General features: G+C 40.8%; 22 protein-coding genes. 16 read left to right on the top strand and 6 right to left on the bottom strand.

Features of this window, described 5'->3' with window-relative positions:
* Positions 1-74: 74 nt before the first annotated feature.
* Both AC58P7_RS26180 and AC58P7_RS26185 read left to right on the top strand, forming a co-directional pair.
* The gene (locus tag AC58P7_RS26180; protein WP_497348221.1) at positions 75-314 is read left to right on the top strand and encodes a hypothetical protein; all 240 of its coding nucleotides are present in this window, start codon (positions 75-77) and stop codon (positions 312-314) included.
* 100 nt (positions 315-414) lie between these two features.
* Positions 415-627, top strand: coding sequence for a contact-dependent growth inhibition system immunity protein (locus tag AC58P7_RS26185; RefSeq protein ID WP_497348223.1), 213 nt, complete (start codon positions 415-417; stop codon positions 625-627).
* Between the two features lie 166 nt (positions 628-793).
* On the opposite strand, the gene AC58P7_RS26190 is transcribed toward AC58P7_RS26185, so the two are convergent.
* The 4 genes from AC58P7_RS26190 to AC58P7_RS26205 are packed head-to-tail and all read right to left on the bottom strand — an operon-like array spanning position 794 to position 3,545.
* Positions 794-1,561, bottom strand: coding sequence for an ABC transporter permease (locus AC58P7_RS26190; protein ID WP_497348225.1), 768 nt, complete (start codon positions 1,559-1,561; stop codon positions 794-796).
* Positions 1,562-2,323, bottom strand: coding sequence for an ABC transporter ATP-binding protein (locus tag AC58P7_RS26195; protein WP_497348227.1), 762 nt, complete (start codon positions 2,321-2,323; stop codon positions 1,562-1,564).
* A gap of 12 nt (positions 2,324-2,335) precedes the next feature.
* Positions 2,336-3,202 (bottom strand): pentapeptide repeat-containing protein, encoded by an 867-nt coding sequence (locus AC58P7_RS26200; protein WP_497348229.1) that lies wholly within the window; start codon positions 3,200-3,202, stop codon positions 2,336-2,338.
* A 13-nt stretch (positions 3,203-3,215) separates the two neighbouring features.
* Positions 3,216-3,545, bottom strand: coding sequence for a PadR family transcriptional regulator (locus AC58P7_RS26205; protein WP_497348231.1), 330 nt, complete (start codon positions 3,543-3,545; stop codon positions 3,216-3,218).
* Between the two features lie 585 nt (positions 3,546-4,130).
* On the opposite strand from AC58P7_RS26205, the gene AC58P7_RS26210 reads away from it, so the two are divergent.
* The 3 genes from AC58P7_RS26210 to AC58P7_RS26220 all read left to right on the top strand — a co-directional run bounded on the left by AC58P7_RS26210 (position 4,131) and on the right by AC58P7_RS26220 (position 6,165).
* Entirely contained in the window at positions 4,131-4,613 is a 483-nt protein-coding gene (locus AC58P7_RS26210) for a DUF2975 domain-containing protein (protein ID WP_497348233.1), read from the top strand.
* A gap of 10 nt (positions 4,614-4,623) precedes the next feature.
* Complete coding sequence (locus AC58P7_RS26215) at positions 4,624-4,845, top strand: helix-turn-helix domain-containing protein (RefSeq protein WP_497348235.1); 222 nt, start codon at positions 4,624-4,626, stop codon at positions 4,843-4,845.
* A 72-nt stretch (positions 4,846-4,917) separates the two neighbouring features.
* Positions 4,918-6,165, top strand: coding sequence for a DUF4153 domain-containing protein (locus AC58P7_RS26220; protein ID WP_497348237.1), 1,248 nt, complete (start codon positions 4,918-4,920; stop codon positions 6,163-6,165).
* A gap of 421 nt (positions 6,166-6,586) precedes the next feature.
* Here AC58P7_RS26220 and AC58P7_RS26225 read toward each other — a convergent pair whose 3' ends face one another.
* Positions 6,587-7,144, bottom strand: coding sequence for a DUF3231 family protein (locus AC58P7_RS26225; RefSeq protein WP_497348239.1), 558 nt, complete (start codon positions 7,142-7,144; stop codon positions 6,587-6,589).
* 87 nt (positions 7,145-7,231) lie between these two features.
* Positions 7,232-8,269 carry a DUF3231 family protein gene (locus tag AC58P7_RS26230; RefSeq protein ID WP_497348241.1) on the bottom strand — a complete coding sequence of 346 codons (1,038 nt, stop codon included), beginning with the start codon at positions 8,267-8,269 and terminating at the stop codon, positions 7,232-7,234.
* A 126-nt stretch (positions 8,270-8,395) separates the two neighbouring features.
* On the opposite strand from AC58P7_RS26230, the gene AC58P7_RS26235 reads away from it, so the two are divergent.
* The 11 genes from AC58P7_RS26235 to AC58P7_RS26285 all read left to right on the top strand — a co-directional run bounded on the left by AC58P7_RS26235 (position 8,396) and on the right by AC58P7_RS26285 (position 19,394).
* Positions 8,396-8,767 carry a hypothetical protein gene (locus AC58P7_RS26235; RefSeq protein WP_497348243.1) on the top strand — a complete coding sequence of 124 codons (372 nt, stop codon included), beginning with the start codon at positions 8,396-8,398 and terminating at the stop codon, positions 8,765-8,767.
* Positions 8,768-9,327: 560 nt separating this feature from the next.
* Complete coding sequence (locus AC58P7_RS26240; protein ID WP_497348245.1) at positions 9,328-9,876, top strand: DUF3221 domain-containing protein; 549 nt, start codon at positions 9,328-9,330, stop codon at positions 9,874-9,876.
* Positions 9,877-10,047: 171 nt separating this feature from the next.
* Complete coding sequence (locus tag AC58P7_RS26245) at positions 10,048-10,500, top strand: MarR family winged helix-turn-helix transcriptional regulator (RefSeq protein WP_497348322.1); 453 nt, start codon at positions 10,048-10,050, stop codon at positions 10,498-10,500.
* 24 nt (positions 10,501-10,524) lie between these two features.
* Positions 10,525-11,043 carry a spermidine/spermine N(1)-acetyltransferase gene (gene paiA, locus AC58P7_RS26250; protein ID WP_497348247.1) on the top strand — a complete coding sequence of 173 codons (519 nt, stop codon included), beginning with the start codon at positions 10,525-10,527 and terminating at the stop codon, positions 11,041-11,043.
* A 240-nt stretch (positions 11,044-11,283) separates the two neighbouring features.
* Positions 11,284-11,832, top strand: a complete 549-nt coding sequence (locus AC58P7_RS26255; protein WP_497348249.1) for a sigma-70 family RNA polymerase sigma factor — start codon at positions 11,284-11,286, stop codon at positions 11,830-11,832.
* Between the two features lie 2 nt (positions 11,833-11,834).
* Positions 11,835-12,125, top strand: a complete 291-nt coding sequence (locus AC58P7_RS26260; RefSeq protein ID WP_497348251.1) for a hypothetical protein — start codon at positions 11,835-11,837, stop codon at positions 12,123-12,125.
* An 892-nt stretch (positions 12,126-13,017) separates the two neighbouring features.
* Positions 13,018-13,497 (top strand): carboxymuconolactone decarboxylase family protein, encoded by a 480-nt coding sequence (locus AC58P7_RS26265; protein WP_497348253.1) that lies wholly within the window; start codon positions 13,018-13,020, stop codon positions 13,495-13,497.
* A 112-nt stretch (positions 13,498-13,609) separates the two neighbouring features.
* Positions 13,610-14,374 (top strand): SDR family oxidoreductase, encoded by a 765-nt coding sequence (locus tag AC58P7_RS26270; protein ID WP_497348255.1) that lies wholly within the window; start codon positions 13,610-13,612, stop codon positions 14,372-14,374.
* Between the two features lie 711 nt (positions 14,375-15,085).
* The gene (locus AC58P7_RS26275) at positions 15,086-16,357 is read left to right on the top strand and encodes a prolyl oligopeptidase family serine peptidase (RefSeq protein ID WP_497348257.1); all 1,272 of its coding nucleotides are present in this window, start codon (positions 15,086-15,088) and stop codon (positions 16,355-16,357) included.
* A 554-nt stretch (positions 16,358-16,911) separates the two neighbouring features.
* Positions 16,912-17,358 carry a GNAT family N-acetyltransferase gene (locus AC58P7_RS26280; RefSeq protein ID WP_497348259.1) on the top strand — a complete coding sequence of 149 codons (447 nt, stop codon included), beginning with the start codon at positions 16,912-16,914 and terminating at the stop codon, positions 17,356-17,358.
* Positions 17,359-17,624: 266 nt separating this feature from the next.
* Entirely contained in the window at positions 17,625-19,394 is a 1,770-nt protein-coding gene (locus AC58P7_RS26285; protein ID WP_497348261.1) for a cache domain-containing sensor histidine kinase, read from the top strand.

Raw genomic sequence — 19,394 nt, forward strand, 5'->3', positions numbered from 1 at the left:
TGAAATGAAAAATGATTACACCAAGAATAATGCGATTCAAAAACACTTAGTATGAGAAAACAAGTTAATACAGCATGCATGTAGCTGGAAACCGATGGGATGCCGACGATCTGACCCAGGATGCGTGGCTCAAGTTACATTTTGACGCGTTAGTCGATGCTTTTCATCGAAGAAATCCTTTCGACATCTATAGGTCTTATCTCGGATTGAACAAGGGAGGTATTCAGCTCGCGCAGCTTCTTAAGTCCGGAGGACAATTACATTTTACGTTCAGAGATCCGGACGGCAACTTATTTTATGTGGTGGCAAAATAATTTTTAATCGTGTGTTAGGTTTCCGTCGCGAATTCTGTTCATTTAATTGTAAGAGAAACGATTATAAAGGGAAGCCTTCTCTGTGGAAGTGCCAAAATGAATGAGGTGGCAGCTAGTTGATAACCCGTTGAACTCTGGTGATTATTACAGGGGAGATCTATTGTGTTCGATACTAAAGGTTAATATAGATTTTTGGAAGGAAAACTTAGAGATTCAAGAAGAGTTCGATTTGATTGTGCTTGATGTTTTTCAAGCGTATGAGACAATAGTGCCACTTATTAAGGTTTATCAGGATACAAACAACCTGAAGTAATATTGCTGGATGTTGGCATTGAGCTAACGGCGAACCAGAGTTCAATGAGAACATGAGAAGGCAGTTAAGCGAGATACGATCAGGTGAACGCGCATGGTATGCGCAGCTGAATGCACTATCTTAAGAGTGGATAGCTCCTGTCGTATGAAAGTTGCGCCCTTATATTTTACACCCGCTTTTTATACACCCTCATTGCAAAGAAATATGCTACGAACAAAATTCCGACGCACCATGCAAGAGCGATCCATATATCATTGCCCACCGGCTGATCTGCCAGCAGCGCACGGATGGCGTTCACGATCGAGGTCACAGGCTGGTTTTCGGCAAAGGCGCGAACGACCGACGGCATCGACTCAGTCGGCACAAACGCCGAACTAATAAACGGCAGGAAGATAAGTGGATAGGAAAACGCGCTCGCACCTTCAATCGTTTTTGCGGACAGTCCGGAAATCGCCGCGACCCAAGTTAAGGCCAGTGTAAACAACGCGAGTATGCCGGCTACGGCAAGCCATGGCAGTATTCCCGCGGACGAACGAAAACCCATAATCAACGCTACGAGAATGATGACGATCAACGATATGGCGTTGGACACCAGAGAGGTCAGCACATGCCCCCAAAGTAAGGCGGAACGTGAAATCGGCATGGTGTGAAACCGCTCGAATATGCCCCGCTGCTTATCCATAAACAGGCGGTATGCCGTATAGGCTATTCCGCTTGCGATCGCCATAAGCAGTATGCCTGGCAACAGGTAATTCACATAGTTATCCGTTCCGGTTTGAATGGCACCGCCTAACACATAGACGAACAGCAGCATCATCGCAATTGGAGTGATGCAGACCGTGATGATGGTGTCCATACTGCGGAAAATATGGCGCATAGAACGTCCAAGCATAACGCTAATATCGGTGAAGAAATGATTCTTTGCTGTCTCCATTTACTTTGCCTCCTTTTTGCCGACGATTGCGAGGAATATCTCCTCTAATGTCGGTTGTTTTTCAACATACTCCACCTTCGCGGATGGGAATAGTTTTTTTAGATCCGAAAGCGTGCCATTGGCAATAATTCTACCCTCGTGCAAAATGGCAATTCGGTCGGCAAGCTGCTCAGCTTCTTCCAAATACTGCGTGGTCAGGAGTACCGTCGTGCCGCCGTCGGCAAGCTCCTTGACAATCTTCCAAACCTCGATGCGTGCCTCAGGGTCAAGCCCAGTGGTCGGCTCGTCGAGGAAAATGATCTGCGGTTTTCCCACAAGGCTCAAGGCGATATCGAGCCTACGGCGCATACCACCCGAATAAGTAGATGCCCTGCGATCGGCGGCGTCTGTCAAGCCAAAGCGATTAAGCAAGTCATCCGCAACCTGACGCGGATTTTTGAGATATCGCAGCTTGGCAATCATGATCAGATTTTCCCGTCCGGTCAAAATTTCGTCCACCGCGGCAAATTGCCCAGTCAGGCTGATTGCCTGCCGCACATTCTCGGGTTTGGACGCAACATCGAATCCGTTTACGGTGGCAGTTCCGCTATCTTGTTTGAGCAGGGTGGTGAGGATTTTGACAACCGTTGTCTTGCCGGCCCCGTTGGAGCCGAGCAGGGCGAAAATACTGCCCTTTTCTACCTCGAAATCAACGCCCTTTAGGACTTGATGCTGCTTGTAGGACTTTTGCAATCCTGTCACTTTAATTGATGTAGTTTGCATATTTTTCCCTCCTTATCGGACTGTAACCTTGGACAAATCGGCCCCCATGCCTTTAAGCGCAGCATAAGTCAGTTTATCCATGACTGCGTCGTCAAAGCAGATGGTTTTGAAGGCACGGTAATACTTATTGGTCAGTGAAAAAAACGCCTGAAAAGACACATTCTTGAGCGTTGCGCCCCTAAAGGAAACATCGTTTAATACCGACTTGTCAAATTTAACGCCGATAAAGGTTTGCCCGTCAAGACGCAGCCCGCTCAGGTCGGAATATTTGAAGTCCACGCCGTCAAAGATACAACCCTCAAAGATTGTTTTTCTAAGGTCGATCTTGTTTAGCGTGACGTCGGTCAGTTTTACACCTGCGAATTTTGCTCCCTCCAGCCCAGAAATGCTGAAGTCAGTGCGTACAAGGATTGATCGATTGAAACTTACATTCGTAAGGTCAACGGTGGATAGGGTACAGTCAGTCAGATTTGCGCCGTCAAAATTGGCTTCACGTAAATCACTGCTCTTAAACGAACTTCCGGTCAAGTCTGCGCCCGCAAAGTCGGAACCGCGTAACGCGCTAGCATTAAATTGACCTTTATGCGCAGTAACGCCTGCAAAGTCGCTTTGGGTCAGGTTGCTTGCGCTAAAGTTAGTCAGCAACTGCCGCTCGAGCGAGCGGGAGAGGTTGGCGACTTCCAGTATCGTTTGTTCGATGTCACCGATGCTCTGAATGGTCAGATGAAACGCAGTTTCATCGTCTTTGCCCTCTGCTTTGAGTTCACGATATCGCTCCTGCAAATCGGAGTGCAGGTCCGCCTGTAATTCGGTGACGCTTTTAACCCCATCGTATGGCGTAAAAACGCCGTTCAAATAGTTCGTCAATTTCTGATTCATAACATCCATCTCCTTATAATAAATTTTCTAGTACGCGCTTTGAATACTCCCAATTGCTTTTGTTGCGGGCGTAAGTACCGTTGCCCTTTTCGGTAATCCTAAAATACTTGCGTCGTCCGCCCTGAGATTCGTCACCCCAATACCACTCGATATCGCCGTCTGTCTCAAGCCGCCGGACGCTGGAGTACATCGTGGCTTCCTTTAATTCATATTCGCCGCCCGAGCGCTCGGCGATCAGTTTGACAATTTCGTACCCGTAGCGGTCAGCTTCGGATAAGAGCCGTAAAATCATCGTATCGGTATGTCCGCGCAGCAGGTCGGATGTAATTTTGTTCTCGCTCATTTAATCACCTCCGTGTTTTTATAATACGACACACTACTGTGACTGTCAAGGTAGTATTTCAAATAAAATACTTTGTTTGAAAATAGTGATGTATTCATAACGATATCTCTAACGGATTCATTCTCTTTTTTCGTGTTTTATCTAATTTGAACTTTCCAATCAAGCATTATTTGTCGCTGAAGGAGTGAGTCGTGGAGAGGTTTCTGCGTATAAAGAACATAAATATACCGATGCCCACTCTAGGAATGGATTACGTTGATACAGATAGCCTTAAGGGTTTACGAGGAAAGAGTTCCTCTATACATCAAGTATTGTGATAAAACTCTTGATTGCTCAAACAAGGAAATAGAACATTGTGTTAGTGAAATTATAGAGAAAATACAAGGAAGCCATTGGGATAATTCAACAAACGAGAACCTATATTAAAGTTATGAGCATTTCTTTTAAATGAGGAATGCTTTTTTTGTTTAAAGAAGAAATATACATAACAATAACAATATATTTAATTGTGGTAATTTTTTATTGTAAGACGATAAATCATATGTTAAAGTCAAATTAAATTTAATGATAAGTGAGGGACTTTTTATGGAACGAGGATCAACACTCTTTTTAAAGGTAGCTGTTATTCTTATTGGAATCCCAGTTCTTGCTTTGTGCATATTTTTGGTGCCAGAGATAGCGAATTATGCAGCTGAATTGTATCCAGATCTTACGTATATCAAATATCTTGTTTTCATCGATTTGTATGCAACGGCGATACCTTTTTACATTGCACTGTATCAAACTTTTAAACTTTTAAGCTATATTGACAAGAATAAAGCTTTCTCGGAATTATCTGTACGCGTTTTAAAGAATATAAAATTCTGTGCAATCACAATCAGTAGCTTGTATGTGGTAGGCATGCCACTCTGCTATCTCGTGGCGGAGAAAGACGATGCCCCAGGTATCATAGTAATCGGAATGGTCATGATTTTTGCTTCCATGGTGATTGCCATTTTTGCTGCAGTTCTCCAAAAGCTTTTAAAAGAGGCGATTGATATAAAATCAGAAAATGATTTGACGGTCTGAGGTGAATAACATGGCGATTATAATCAATATTGATGTGATGTTGGCTAAAAGAAAAATGAGCGTAACAACACTTACGGAAAGGGTTGGAATAACAATGGCTAACCTTTCTATATTGAAAAATGGAAAGGCAAAAGCGATTCGATTATCAACGTTAGAGGCGGTTTGTAAGGCTTTAGAATGTCAGCCTGGCGATATTTTAGAATACAAAAGTGACGAAGACACTCAAGCATAATAACGTTTAGTTAATAAACATTGTGGTGGAAAGTAGGTCTTCATATGACAATTATTAGGGGGAAGTATAACCATGGACATTAACAATCTGATTATTGAAAATATGGCAAATCCCCAAGAGCTGGAGAGAATGTTTAGAAAAGAACCCGAAGCTTTTAAAAAGTCATTCTCCTATGCTTGGGAACAAAACCCTGATTCGCAGGTTCTTGCCGTTTGGTATGAAAGATTGCATTTCAAGGAGACAATACATACAGAAAAAGCTTCCTTACTTCAGAAAGATTTCTTAACCATGGGCATTTTAGCGATTCTAGCCGGGATTAGCACAAGGATCCTTTTTCATTTTGTCGAAAAGGAAGCTATAGCCCCTATTAATCTTGTGTTTGGTATACTTCCCTTCATTGCCATCTATTTTTTATGCAATAATTTCCCTCGCAAAAAGGTGCTTTACACCCTAGCATCGTCATTCCTAATCTCCGGGTTTTTTCTGAATATGCTGCCACTAGAGCAAACAGACAGTATTATCCTGGCTTATATACACCTCCCCATATTCTTATGGGTAGTAGTAGGGCTTGCATTTACAGGAAATGACTATGGCAGAGGAAGCACAAGATTAGCCTATCTTAAATTTAATGGAGAACTTGGCATACTCTACGCCTGCATGGCAATTAGCGGAATGCTGCTAACAGGATTAACGATGCAGTTATTTAGATTTGTCGGCATGGATATATCTGAATTCTATTTTAAAAATGTCGTTTTATTTGGTGCTGCCGCGCTCGCTCTTGTGGCTACATACCTCGTATCTAGGAACCTTAAACTTGCTAAAAATATAGCACCCTATATTGCCAAAATTTTTAGTCCTCTTGTCCTGGTAACCTTGTTGGTCTATCTAATAACGGTTATTGTGGTCGGGAAAAATCCATTCTTGGACCGCGATTTCCTCTTATCTTTCAACGGAATTCTCCTTATTGTATTGGCCGTTACCATATTTTCCATTACCGAAAGCGGCACAGATGAGAAAAAGAACATTTCAGATTATATCAATTTTGCTCTCATTGTTCTTGCTCTTATCATTGACAGTGTGGCTTTATCCGCCATCGTGTTCAGGCTTTCTTCTTATGGGATTACGCCCAACAGATTGGCTGTTCTAGGCGTAAACATACTGATCTGGGCCAATCTCATTTGGATTATGCTCTCCTATATGCGTTTTCTACAAAACAAAACCGGACCTTCAACCATTCAAGATGCCGTTACGAAGTATTTGCCGGTCTATGGGCTTTGGGCAGCTTTCGTTACATTTACTTTTCCTTTATTTTTTAATTAGAAAGGCTCTGTTAATGGTATTGTTCCTTCTCCATCACCAACGGAACAAGGGTCAAGAATTCTAACTAGCGATCGCATAAATCAAGGGCAAATGGTAGTTTCTCTTGTATAAGATATTTTAGAGATAAATAAAACTAAAGCCCTAAGGGAAAGAATCCCCGGGCTTTTTTGTGCTTTTGTTAACCACCTGAATTATGTTGTTTACATCATCAATTCCATTATTTCTACTTCTTCTTTTTTCTGCTTTTACCATGATTTGGTTTGTTATCTTTTTGGTCTTTAGCGTGATTTTCTTGTTGTTGGTCGTGTGTTGTCATGACATTAGCCCACCTATCTGAGGAATTGGAAACATAATTAGTGTACTCATCTAAGGATTAATATAAGCAGCCACTTTGTGCCAATTACTAATGATTCGAGATTATCTAAGCATTTCCTGATGGTTGGGAACCAGGTGGAATGAAAAACGGTGGTATTTTAATCCACCCGCGTTTCATCATTAATTGTTTTAATTTTGCCCCCAACATTACTTTTTCCGCTTGGAACTGTAAAAACATTAAACCGAAGTCTGTTCGAATCGATTCTGCATTTGCACCTGCGGCACGGAGAATCAAACTAACGATTTTAAAAGATAATTCGTTGGCAAGCACATCGTCCGTCAATTTAACACCAAGCGGAATACTGTTAGGATCCGAGTTAGGCATATCTTCATGAGCAGGAGGTAATGTAATTCCTTCGTTAAGCATGAAATTATAGAGGCGTTCTCGTTGCCCATGATTGAGTTCTAAATCTTCTTTAAGCATGGCTTTCAGATCCTCATCATACGTGGTGTTTATACCCGCTTGAACAGTTGCTTTGGCTATTTCAAGACCCGCCAAATAAATCCAACAAGCCATCACTTCCCCAACATGAAGAGGGTGGGGTTTTTCTTCATCTGTCAAAGATTTAATTGTTATAATTGCTGCGTCCAATATGCCTACCATTGTTATTCCTCCCGACATCGTATTTTTATTTGGATATTGTTTAACGGGAAATCTTTTTTATTCACATTTGTGAAAAACATTGAATGATTATTTTTCAAACGCTATCTTATCTCTATTAACCGCATAGGGTGGTTGCTCCATCCAACCGTTCTGAATCGAAATTTTTGCTGCATCTTCAACAAATGATGAGATTTTCATTAATGACCTTGCATAGAGGATTCCCATATCATGTCTTCCGTTTACAGCCGCAGAATTTCCAAACGCTCTAATTTTCATTGAAAACATGTCAATCTTATGAAACAACATTAATTTATCCGAAAATGGAGAAAATGTTGATGTTGTAACCAAATGGTCAAGAAACGATGGTGAAGGTAAATCTTCGTTATGTAGCTTTTCCATATATTGTTCGATGTGTTTATGCGTGATATCCTTACCTTCTATAAACAATTTTCGAACCTTTTCCGATTTTACTACTTGGCTAAATGCCATGATCAATGCTTTGCTTGTTACATTGTTTTCAATATTATCATACAAATGGGCAATTTCTAATGCATGTAGAGGTCGTACATGTCCAAAAAAACCATTTAAAAAATCTTGATGAATAAATTCCACTTTATCTGGAACTGGAATAATAGGAGGTTTAATGATTAATCCTTTATTCATCAATATATCGTTGATTTGTTCCATCAATGCCATAGTGGAAACCATACAATGAGTAAAAAAATCTTTAACATCCTTCCTATAAACAAGCGGTACGGCTACGTTATAAATACTCATTCCTGCTTTAGCTACATATTTCAAGTAATGAACATAGTATTCATCTTCAAATAAACGAGGAGCACCAAGGTTAACGTCTTCTTCTGAAAAACCTTTAGGAATCGGGAAATTTTCTTTCTTGAAAATATCTTCCGTTGTTTTCATGAACTCTACGCTTAATTTTAATGCATTCTCTAATAAAGTTTTAATATCTTTATCGACAACGTTTTGAAGGTAATAACGTAATATACATTGTGACATGCTGTTTCCCACATGTGTTGCCCAAAGTTTACCCATTTCTACTGATGTTAGTTTTTCAGTGGTATTCGATTTAGTTGAACTAATTTTAATGGGTTTAATCGTTTCCATGATAAAAACTCTCACTCCCTAATTAAATTATAGCTTAGTATTTTCCTCCATTCGAAATCATATTCTGAAGTTCACTCACAAGTATACAAAATGGACCCTCTGGAATAATCACAATACCCAGTACAGATGAATGCCGATCGAGATCCGATGAATGTTACGGGAGAATGGAAAATTACGATTCCCGAGACGCAAACAGGACCAGACAGCATAGTCCATAAGGATTTTAACGGGGTTCTAACCTTACGGCAAGATGGATCAAATGTTACAGGCAGCTACAAATGGAGCGGCGGAGGAATAGTAGGGAGAATTGATGACAATAACAATTTTGCGGGAGTTTGGGAGGATGCTACCGGTCGAGGGAATGCTACTATGCACTTCTCTATACGTTATGGCCAACCATATTTTGATGGCAGGTTTAGTGGGTTGGGAGAAACGAAATCCCGATATTGGTATGGTAACAAGGTAACTAGCATAGGGTCCTTCGTGGTTCATCCGTGAAACAGCAGGTGGCTAGTCTCTGGGCATATTGCATTTTACGGACGCGGTCAGGTGTGTAAAACGCCTCTCCGTGTTCTTTTACTTTTCGCTCTCTTTACGGGTTTGCTCTTTCTTTTGAGCACATTTTCATATGTTCACTCTCCGTTCATGAAAAGCATAAAGACGAGTGGTACTCCAATCGTGACATTTTAGATTTTACGTTGTATAACCCATTATTTCGACCAATTGTATGTACTTATGGAGAGCTAAAGAAGCATTTAGTCACAAAAAATATTAATAACTGAGTTCGGGGAAGGGCTATCGAGAAACATGCTTTACCCAGCAGAAACAGACTTCTGGTACGTTATGAAAAACACATTTTCCAGTTAATTAATCCTTTGCACTAGCGGAGAGCTATAGTTGAACAAAACAAGGAGCAGATCTGCCACGGCAGTTGCTCCTTGTTTTTATTGAGCTAAAGGGCAGATTTGCTCAACAAACTATGCAGGATAGCGAAAAAACTTTGCAACCTTTAAAATGATAACAACGTCTTTTATGTAAGACGCAAAGGAGGTTATCAATTGAAAAGACTTTGTTTATTATTCCTATTAATAACATCACTTTTTCTTAATGCTTGTACCAACAAAGTCGAACCTAAGCAATCTCCATTAGCGGAAACTAATAAATCCAGTTCAGCGGAACTTGTGGGTTATATTACCAAGCTCGAAAATCAAAGAGCCTTAGTAGTTAGTCCGATAAGTAGAGAAATAAATCAAACAACAAAAGAGTTCTACGATGCAATGTGGGTTTCAAATATGACCCAAAAGGTAGAGGTTGGACAATACGTTAATGTAAGGTTTGAAGGTGCCATAGCTGCGTCATACCCTGGTCAAGTAAAAGCATCGAAGGTCACCATAACTAAAATACAAAAACCTGAAAAAGCAGACATTACTCAAGATGCAGTAATCCGAAAAGCCTTATTAAATAAGGATATTTCAAGTGTAAACGTGCTTGTGATTAAAGAAGTGAGTTATGATGAAAATTCAGATGTTTGGACTATCAAATACAAAGACGCAAATGGCTTATTAGAAGAACATAGTATGCAAGTTCCAGATAAAACATTGAATTAACGGAAAACGATAGTGAAGGAGCTTACCTCGCCGGTAGCTCCTCTTTTTGTTCATTAAGTAACGGAGGTTAGTATGGGAAAGCCTGCAGGAATTTTTGTTGTAAATACAATAAAAATGTTGTACTATTTTTTTACGACGTTTGAAAAATACAATAGTAGTGGAGTTGCAATTATGAAGGAAATTCTACGTGAGGTTGGAATGATTGCTAGGGCATTGGATTCTATAAGTAATATAGAATTTAAAAAATATGACCTTACAAAAGGACAGTACTTGTACCTCGTGCGAATATGTGAAAATCCAGGAATTATTCAAGAAAAGTTAGCTGAAATGATAAAGGTAGACCGAACAACAGCTGCTCGTGCTATAAAGAAACTGGAGATTAATGGATTTATTGAAAAGAATGATGATCCATATAACCAAAAAATTAAAAAACTATTTCCTACAGAGAAAGGGAAGACTGTTTACCCTTTTATAAAAAGGGAAAACGATTATTCCAATATGGTCGCACTATCTGGATTCTCCGAAAGTGAAGTAGAAACGATTTTTAACCTGCTGCAAAGAGTCAGAAAAAATGTAGAAAAAGACTGGGAGTTTGTAAAAAAGGGAAACAAGAGAAAATATTGATTTAGTAAAAGGAGGACAAATAATATGACTATAAATATAAAAAAGTGCACATTTGAAGATCTAGGATTCCTTCAAGAAATTAGTGTTGAAACATTTAATGAGACATTTAAGAATCAAAATTCACCTGAAAATATGAAAGCCTACTTGGAAAAAGCATTTAACTTAAAACAATTAGAAAAAGAATTATCAAATATCTCTTCGGAATTCTATTTTATTTACTCTAATGAGGAAATTGCCGGGTATTTAAAGCTAAACAACAATGATGCTCAAACTGAAATAATGGGCAATGATTCGCTTGAAATCGAGAGGATTTATATAAGGGAAAAACTTCATAAACAGGGGCTTGGTAAATATCTAATAAATAAAGCTATAGAAATAGCGATAGAACGAAATAAAGAGAAGATCTGGTTAGGGGTTTGGGAAAAAAATGAGAGCGCAATTACCTTTTATAAAAAAATGGACTTTGTTCAAACAGGAGCCCACTCTTTCTATATGGGTGATGAAGAACAAATAGATTTTATAATGACCAAAACACTCAAATAACATTTTCTCTGAAATGATATTCAGATAACGGCGAACGTTAGTTCAGCGATCCAGGAAGCAGTTTGCCGCCGCGGCAGCTCAACCATGAATTGCCTTTGATCCTTATACTCCAAAAGCACACTACCCATGGAACCAAACAAACTCCAAACAAATGCATCTTTTAATACACAACAGGGAGCAGATTGCCACGTCCGGTAGCTGTTCCCTTTTTTTGAATCATCATCGAATACCATTGAAGAATTGTATAGGACCTACAAACCGCATTTATTTGCAATTGCTTACCGCATGCTTGGTTCTAGATCGGATGCAGAGGATATGGTTCAAGATTTGTTTATTAGCATGCATGGATTTTTAAACGACAACATTCAAAATTTTAAATCGTACTTAAGTAAAATGATGATCAATCGTTGTTTAAACGAGTTAAAATCAGCACGAAAAAAAAGAATAAGCTATGTAGGCAATTGGCTTCCAGAACCAACCGTGCAGCTGATCGAGTATAGTCCATTAGATAGTGTTGAGCGTCAGGATACAATGTCTTACGCATTTCTTATTCTTATGGATAAACTGACACCCTTGGAGAGAGCGGTGTTTATTTTAAGAGAAGTGTTCGCATATGAACATCGTGAAATTGGAGAAATGTTCAACAACACAGAAATCAATTGTCGCAAGATTTACAGCCGTGTCAAGAAAAAAGTAGACGCATCCAATGAAAAAGATGAAATGCTTTCATCGCATCTTCACGAGGAAAAGGAAAGGGTAAGCCGTTTCATAACATTCAATCCCTGGTGAACATGTTAACTGAGGATGTCATTTTCATTGCTGATGGCGGAGGAAAAGTGTCTGCCGCGATTAATCCTATTTACAATAAGAAACGTGTGCTCACCATTTTGAACGCTCTTTCGTCAAGTCGATTTCCTGCATCTAAAGCGCAGCTTGTCGAGGTCAATCATCAGCCTGGTATATTGATAACCGAAGATGGGATTTCAACGGGGGTCATTTGTTTTGATTGGGATATCCAGACGTTGGCCATTCAACGGGTTTACCTCATTGTAAATCCGGATAAATTGCAGCATTTAAACTGAGAATTCTTGAATAACGCGACAAATGAGAAAGGATATAGTCACCTTGAGTTTAAACAACTGTCGCGCCATCTAAGAGAAGATCCTTGATCTCGTTCAGATCAGGGCGTCGCAAATGAATGATTGCCATTGCCCAGAACATGAAAAAGATTGCCAACCACCTGGCCAGAGAGGCCGGATAGCAGGCAATCTTTATTTGTTTACTTAGAACGGTTATTATAGGCTGAATTATTTACCTAATATAGGGTTTATTGAATATTTTGGAAATTAATACTCTGAACGATGTCACATATTCATATCACCAATTGCCTTATTATTATCAAACAAATTTGATCAGAAAAGAAAGGGATGAAGACATCTTGAGCAATTGTCCTGTTTGCCTAGTAGGTATTGTTGAGCCAATTGGTTACGTCGAATTAAAGGAGGGACCACTGGAATTCAAACTGGGCCAATTTCCACCGACTAAGAAAGAAACAATCACCATTGGGATGTGTAGTCGGAAATCATGTCAGCATGTAAATATGGGGGCAGTTCCGGAATCCCTTACCCCAGCCAAGAATTTATTGAAGGAGCTCATTCTATCGCTTGAAAAGAGAACACGGTAAAAGATTGTGTGAAATCAGTATTGAATGAGTAAGTTTTTTCTTTGGAATAATACGAATTCTGCATAACCACAAACTGGACGATTGCTAATTATTTGCGAGATACACTCAAATATGCATTGCGATTAATACTTGGAATTGAATAAATGTAGCATTTAAAACTGCTAATCGTTGTATTGGCATAGTTAGCACTTAAGCGCTTAATGAGGTAAAAAAAATAAATAGTTTTTATGTCACACATTGAAGTCGCCATTTGTCTTATCAGTGTCAAAAAAATTAGGAGGTACACAATTATGACGCAACGTGTAAATTATATGGAGCAATCTCCAGAGCTTTTCAAAAAAATGGTGGATTTCAGCATGGCTGAGAATAAAAGCTCAATTGAAAAGAAGATCCTCGATCTTGTTCACATCAGGGCATCACAAATGAATGGATGCGCGTTCTGCCTGGACATGCATATGAAGGAAGCCAAGATTCATGGCGAGCGTGAGCTTCGCCTATACCACATCTCGATCTGGCGGGAATCGACGCTGTTTGATCCGCGTGAACGCGCTGCGCTGGCATGGACCGAAATTCTGACCAAGCTTTCTGAGCATGGAGTGCCCGATGAGCTGTATGAACGCGTTCGTGGTCAGTTTACTGAGAAAGAAATTTCGGATCTGACTTTCTCCGTTATGGCGATTAATGCTTGGAATCGTATTAGCATAGCATTCAAAGCGGAACCGGGATCAGCTGACGCCGCATATGGTTTGAGCAAAGCCGGCTTAAGCTAATCAGTTACAGAAGCAAAGCATAGTTCAACTTATAAGCACTTTTGAACCTATCTAGAAAATGTGTTTAGACATTATTAGCTCTTTATGGGCTACAACAATTAGGAGGATTAATATGAAAATTGTAGTTATTGGTGGCAGTGGGTTTATTGGAAAAAAACTTGTAAACAACCTTCGTCAGCTTGGCCATGAGGTAGTGGCAGCATCACCTTCCTTAGGTATCAACACAATCACTGGTGAGGGACTGGCTGAAGCGCTTAGCGGCGCACAGGTTGTCGTCGACGTGACAAACTCGCCTTCGTGGGAGGACCAGGCTGTTAAGGAATTCTTTGAGACGTCTACTCGTAATCTCCTTGCTGCTGAAGCAACCGCTGGAGTAAGTCATCATGTTGCGTTGTCGGTCGTTGGTACCGAACGCCTTCTCCAAAGTGGTTATTTCCGTGCGAAAATGGCTCAAGAAGAGCTAATCCAGAATTCCAAGAATCCTTATACGATCGTCCGCGCAACGCAGTTCTTCGAATTCGTCGGCGGCATCGCCGATGTGGCTACAGAAGGGGAAACCGTTCGTTTGCCTTCCGCCCTTATGCAGCCTATCGTTTCGGATGATGTTGCAGCCGCTGTGGCCGATTTCGCACTTGGGGCACCAGTGAATGGCATTGTCGATGTGGCTGGTCCAGATCAGATTCGTATGGACGAATTCGTTCGACAATACTTTAGCGAAACTCAAGACAAACGTCAGTTGGTTACCGACGCCAACGCGCTCTACTACGGATCCGTAGAGGTAAATGATCAATCTCTCGTTCCAAATGGCGATAGACCCGTGCGCATCACTACGACACATTTCCAAGATTGGCTCAGCCGCTCAGCATCTCAGCGGTAATTCTCCAAAACAGAGTCACAAATTAATCATTTTATTTATGTAGAACATGGAAGCTTCCTAAGTTTGGCTTTACAATAATCCCGGAAGTTTCGTGCATTAAAGTAGGCGTTCACTCTATTGGGTGAACGCTTATTACATTTTTTACTTCGTAGCTTTTACTGGCGATGAATTCAAATAAACGGAGTAAAGCTTTAACATGCAAGAATTTTTGCTTCAGCTTTAGCTTATTATGATAACTATCGCAGGCATTCTGGTGAGTTACTTTCACAATATAGAGACTGGCTTATTATGGATAGTTCAGAAGTTATCTGGAAATCGAAGGTTAAGAAAGCCCCTGATAGTTCATATAGATTGCAAGAGGTAGACGCAGACTTTATCGCTGGGCTGAATAATGGGATTCAAGGATTTATAGTTACATAAAATGATCGCAAAAACGAAATAAAAAGGTCGTCATATTGGATGTGAGCCTCCATATGTTTCCGGTAGAATGAAAACAAGGGGGTGAAACGGCAGGAGGCTTATCTAATCCAGGTCGTCGATTAGAACGATTTCGGATCTCCGGTCCTGTATAGCGGGCGCTTTTTGTTTGATGAATACGCTCTCATTCCTTGATGGGGGCCGGAATTGGAATCCCGGACCCGCTATGTTTCCACGCAAGACAATTTCTGGCGGGAGTCAAATATTTCATCTGAGAAAAAGGAGGATTTTGCTATGGGAAGAAGTTACTACGCCATTATCGAGATAACGGATCATGGTCCTTACGTTACAAAACTGGTGCTGCCCATATCGGTGAACGTGAAGGCAGAAGAGGTGAAGCCGGAATGCTTTAGTGTATATGTGGAGCGGAAGGACAAGAAGGGTGAGATCCTGAAGCTTTCGAGGAACTGGTTAGAGAAGACGGAAAAGGAGTTAAGCAAGGGCTACTGCGTGGTGGAAGCCGCTTATCCTTCCTGTAGCCATGGCGTACGGAGAGAGGAAGGGGAATTCGTGACCCTGGAAATGAAGTATGGACCGCTCGATTCCTTATCCGCTGCAATTGCCTGTCCGAACGACTTCAACGAGTTTATCTTCAGCGATTATCGGATTAACCAGATTGCGGAAATTCCGGCGGAGGAAGAGAGGCTGACGGGATTGGTATTCGACCTGTGTGCAGGCAAAACCATGAAACAGGCGGAGAAGTTCCTGCACGGCATTTCCTCCTATGAAGAGGAGCCGCTAAAGTATGGCTACTTCGTGCCGCAGACTGGAAACGGCAGGCGGCCACTCATCATCTGGTTGCACGGAGCTGGAGAGGGCGGACAGGATCCGACCATCGCTTATACGGGCAATAAGGTGGTGAACATGGCCAGCGATGCAATCCAAGCCAAGTTTGGCGGAGCTTACATGTTGGTACCGCAGACACCGACCTTCTGGATGAACGACGGCAGCGGACAGTACGGTAGGACAGGTAAGTCCAAGTATGGGGAGGCCTTGAAGGCTCTGATTGATGAGTTCATTTTCAGGAATGATGCGGCAATCGACACTAACCGTATCTATATCGGTGGCTGCTCCAATGGGGGATTTATGACCATGCGTATGGTGCTGGACTATCCGGATTTCTTCGCTGCTGCATATCCTGTTTGCGAAGCGCTGTTCAATGACGTCATCAGTAATGCGGATATCGAGGCGATTAAGCATGTGCCGATTTGGTTTACCCATTCCAAGGATGATTTGATTGTGAAACCGGAGGAAACTGTAATACCGACTTATAAGCGCTTGATTAAGGCCGGTGCGAAGAATGTGCATTTCTCGTTCTTTGATAAGGTTGTGGACATCCATGGCTTGTTTGCGAATGAAAAGGGAGAGCCGTTTAACTATATAGGGCATTTCTCCTGGATATATGCCCTGAACGATGACTGTCACCTGGATTATGACGGGAAGCCGGTCGTGGTGGAGGGGAAGGAAGTATCTCTGATGGATTGGCTTGCTATGCAGAGCAAGTAAACGAAAAACATATTCACTAACGAAAAACGAAAGTGGGGAGCTGCCGCGAGGACGGCTCCTTTTTGATCTTCAATGAAGTGACGGGCAGGGAATTGGGAATAACGGTTCGATGATACATAATGGATCGTCCAGCCCGAACATACTGTACACGTGTAGCGGATGTTAAGGAAATCAAAATAACCGTAATATGACATATCACGGTCAGCCTGTTGAGAAACTTCAACAGGCTACTTTTCTATATTATTTATTAATTAACCGCGTTAATTTGGTATAATATAACTTTACTTTAATGGCGGTGGACTTGTGCTTCGTTCCAATCCTAATGTGCAAAATCAGTTTGAATTGATATATCGACTTATCAAAAGGACAAAAAGAATGCACCAGATATTCTAATGGTCCTTGAGAGATTAAAAGATAATAATCTACCTTCTCGGCTGCTTTTTCTCAACGAAAGGGCAGGATAGTGTAAGCGTAGGTTCTTGCCAAAATATGAAAAGACGTCTAACATTTATTTCAGGTGATCGTGATGATATAGCGAATTGAGGTGTTCATAAATGAAAGAGAACAATGTTAGGGAAATTAGGGTAACTGATTATCATGATATTTATTTGTTAAACCAAGACTTTAACTCGAATCTATATTTATTTTCTGAAGAAAAAGTAAAAGAGAAAATTGAAATCATTACAAAGAAAACAAAAGATATCATCTTTGTTTGTGAACAAAACAACGAGGTAATAGGATATATACATGGAAGTCCATATGAATTGCTTTTTTCTGACTCTTTAGTAAATGTCCTAGGATTTGTCGTTAAAGAAAAGTATAGAAACCAAGGTTTAGGTAGCATGTTGATTGAACGTCTTGAGCAGTGGGGAAAGAACAATGGATTTTCTGGGATTAAATTGCTCTCCCACCCAAGTCGAGTACATGCTCACAGGTTCTATGAACGACGTGGCTATATGTTTACAAAGGACCAAAAGAATTTTATAAAAAAGTTCAATTAATGGACTAAGATTTGGTCTTTGTCAAAAAAGGAGCGCCTCCGTATGATGGGTTTGTGCACGGGTTCGAAACCCAATACCATCAAGGAGGCGCTCTTACTATGAAGTTTTTAAACAAAAAGATGGACAAAATCAACGTATAGAAATTTCAATTTTGACATGATAATCTGGCTAATCTCTCCTGTAGTCCGTTATCATGAAACTATATTATAATAAAAAGTACGACAAAATTCTCACGCCGAGTGGTGATGACGATGCTCCAAAACTTCATGAAGAAGACGAACAATATTCGCATTAAAAATAAGATTATTCTCGCGTTCATTTTGGTCGTGGTCATTCCCGTACTGATCGTGGGTGTGTTCCTGACGAACGCATTTCGGCAATCAGTGCTCAATGATGCGATTGGACAGACCTCCAATAACGTGGAAAAAATTAACAAACGTGCATCTGACATTCTCCGGATTCCGATTGAGATTTCGAACAAGATGATGATTGATCCTCGATTGGAGCGTGTAGTCAACACGCAATATCAATCCATTTATGAAGTTGTAAGCGCTTATAAAGAGTTTCAGGATTTTACCGATTTTGTGAAGCTGTATAAAGAAGTCTACAATATCCGGTTCTACACAACAAATCCAACAACGTTAAACAACTGGAATTTCATACAGCCTTCTCCCTCGATTCTGGAGTCTTTTTGGTACAAGGAAGCAATGAGCAAAAAAACAGAGAAGATCAGCTGGTATTTCATCGAGGATGAAACGAAAAATAATCGAAAAATGCTTAGTTTGGTAAAAAGGATTTATTTCCCGAACTACCGAACCAGTGGTGTGCTGGTGATTGAAGTTAATCCTGACGAAATGAATGCGATCGTTAGTCAAGAGTTATTTGATACGATGATTTTGGATGGCATTGGAAATATCGTTGCTGCCAAGAATACGGAATGGGTCGGCAAAAACGTAAGCGAATTGGATTTCGCCAAAGAGTTTCTGAATAAGCCGGAAGGTACGTACCAGACGAGGTTCAAAGAAAGAGATTCTAAAGTTCTCATCAACGACCTCATACCGACGTTAAGTGATAAGGGGTTACGAATTGTATCCGTATTCACAGTAGAGAGTATCGTTGGCAAAGCCAACAAGATCAGCTATATGGGGTTGTACATTACGTTAGCGAGTTTATTTGTAGCCTTTGTCCTCATTTATTTCTTCTCCAATATGCTAACATCCAGAATGCTTCAGTTGAACAAACAGATCAATAAAGTGGCGCTAGGAGATCTGCATGTTACTTCAGAAATTGATGGTCACGATGAGGTTGGCATGCTCGCTAGGCAGTTCAATAACATGGTCCGAAGCATTCGGGAGTTAATGAATGAGGTTCATGAGTCTAACCGAATGAACAATCAGTTAGAACTGCGGCAAAAAGAGATTAAGTTAAAGATGATGGCGAGTCAAATCAATCCGCATTTTCTGTTTAACGCACTGGAATCGATTCGTATGAAAGCCCACCTGAAAGGCGAAGCTGAAATTGCCGGCATCGTCCGAACGCTGGGCAAGCTGATGCGCAAAAAGCTCGAAATCATGGGGAGTCTGATTCCACTCAAGGATGAGCTTGACATGATTCGTTGTTATTTAGATATCCAGCAGTTCCGTTTTGGGGATCGGTTGATGTATGAAATCCATTTGGATCAGGGGGCTAGCGACATCATGATTACGCCTCTGATCGTACAGCCACTTGTTGAAAACGCGGTCATTCATGGGCTGGAGTATATGGAGGATAACGGGATTTTGAAGGTTCATGCAACGATAGAAGATCATTATTTGCGTATTGAAGTGAGCGATAATGGAGTTGGTTTCAGCGAGTCTAGACTGAGGGAAATTAAGGAGTCGATGAGCGACATTGAGGATAAACAAGAGCATCGCATTGGTTTGCGTAACGTACACCAAAGGCTTAAATTAATGTATGGCGACACCTATGGTTTGACGATTATTTCCAATGAGGGCATGGGGACACGCATTTACTTTTCGATACCGATTCAGGGGTGA

This window comes from Paenibacillus sp. J22FR5 (assembly GCF_059691975.1).

What these genes read in the sequence shown, in the direction of transcription:
- AC58P7_RS26245 (WP_497348322.1), top strand. Translation starts at nt 10,048, where the DNA reads ATGAAGGAAATTCTACGTGAGGTTGGAATGATTGCTAGGGCATTGGAT.
- AC58P7_RS26220 (WP_497348237.1), top strand. Translation starts at nt 4,918, where the DNA reads ATGGACATTAACAATCTGATTATTGAAAATATGGCAAATCCCCAAGAG.
- AC58P7_RS26265 (WP_497348253.1), top strand. Translation starts at nt 13,018, where the DNA reads ATGACGCAACGTGTAAATTATATGGAGCAATCTCCAGAGCTTTTCAAA.
- AC58P7_RS26230 (WP_497348241.1), bottom strand. Translation starts at nt 8,269, where the DNA reads ATGGAAACGATTAAACCCATTAAAATTAGTTCAACTAAATCGAATACC.
- AC58P7_RS26205 (WP_497348231.1), bottom strand. Translation starts at nt 3,545, where the DNA reads ATGAGCGAGAACAAAATTACATCCGACCTGCTGCGCGGACATACCGAT.
- AC58P7_RS26225 (WP_497348239.1), bottom strand. Translation starts at nt 7,144, where the DNA reads ATGGTAGGCATATTGGACGCAGCAATTATAACAATTAAATCTTTGACA.
- AC58P7_RS26190 (WP_497348225.1), bottom strand. Translation starts at nt 1,561, where the DNA reads ATGGAGACAGCAAAGAATCATTTCTTCACCGATATTAGCGTTATGCTT.
- AC58P7_RS26285 (WP_497348261.1), top strand. Translation starts at nt 17,625, where the DNA reads ATGAAGAAGACGAACAATATTCGCATTAAAAATAAGATTATTCTCGCG.
- AC58P7_RS26185 (WP_497348223.1), top strand. Translation starts at nt 415, where the DNA reads ATGAGGTGGCAGCTAGTTGATAACCCGTTGAACTCTGGTGATTATTAC.
- AC58P7_RS26200 (WP_497348229.1), bottom strand. Translation starts at nt 3,202, where the DNA reads ATGAATCAGAAATTGACGAACTATTTGAACGGCGTTTTTACGCCATAC.
- AC58P7_RS26235 (WP_497348243.1), top strand. Translation starts at nt 8,396, where the DNA reads ATGAATGCCGATCGAGATCCGATGAATGTTACGGGAGAATGGAAAATT.
- AC58P7_RS26270 (WP_497348255.1), top strand. Translation starts at nt 13,610, where the DNA reads ATGAAAATTGTAGTTATTGGTGGCAGTGGGTTTATTGGAAAAAAACTT.
- AC58P7_RS26210 (WP_497348233.1), top strand. Translation starts at nt 4,131, where the DNA reads ATGGAACGAGGATCAACACTCTTTTTAAAGGTAGCTGTTATTCTTATT.
- AC58P7_RS26195 (WP_497348227.1), bottom strand. Translation starts at nt 2,323, where the DNA reads ATGCAAACTACATCAATTAAAGTGACAGGATTGCAAAAGTCCTACAAG.
- AC58P7_RS26260 (WP_497348251.1), top strand. Translation starts at nt 11,835, where the DNA reads ATGTTAACTGAGGATGTCATTTTCATTGCTGATGGCGGAGGAAAAGTG.
- paiA (WP_497348247.1), top strand. Translation starts at nt 10,525, where the DNA reads ATGACTATAAATATAAAAAAGTGCACATTTGAAGATCTAGGATTCCTT.
- AC58P7_RS26280 (WP_497348259.1), top strand. Translation starts at nt 16,912, where the DNA reads ATGAAAGAGAACAATGTTAGGGAAATTAGGGTAACTGATTATCATGAT.
- AC58P7_RS26275 (WP_497348257.1), top strand. Translation starts at nt 15,086, where the DNA reads ATGGGAAGAAGTTACTACGCCATTATCGAGATAACGGATCATGGTCCT.
- AC58P7_RS26180 (WP_497348221.1), top strand. Translation starts at nt 75, where the DNA reads ATGCATGTAGCTGGAAACCGATGGGATGCCGACGATCTGACCCAGGAT.
- AC58P7_RS26215 (WP_497348235.1), top strand. Translation starts at nt 4,624, where the DNA reads ATGGCGATTATAATCAATATTGATGTGATGTTGGCTAAAAGAAAAATG.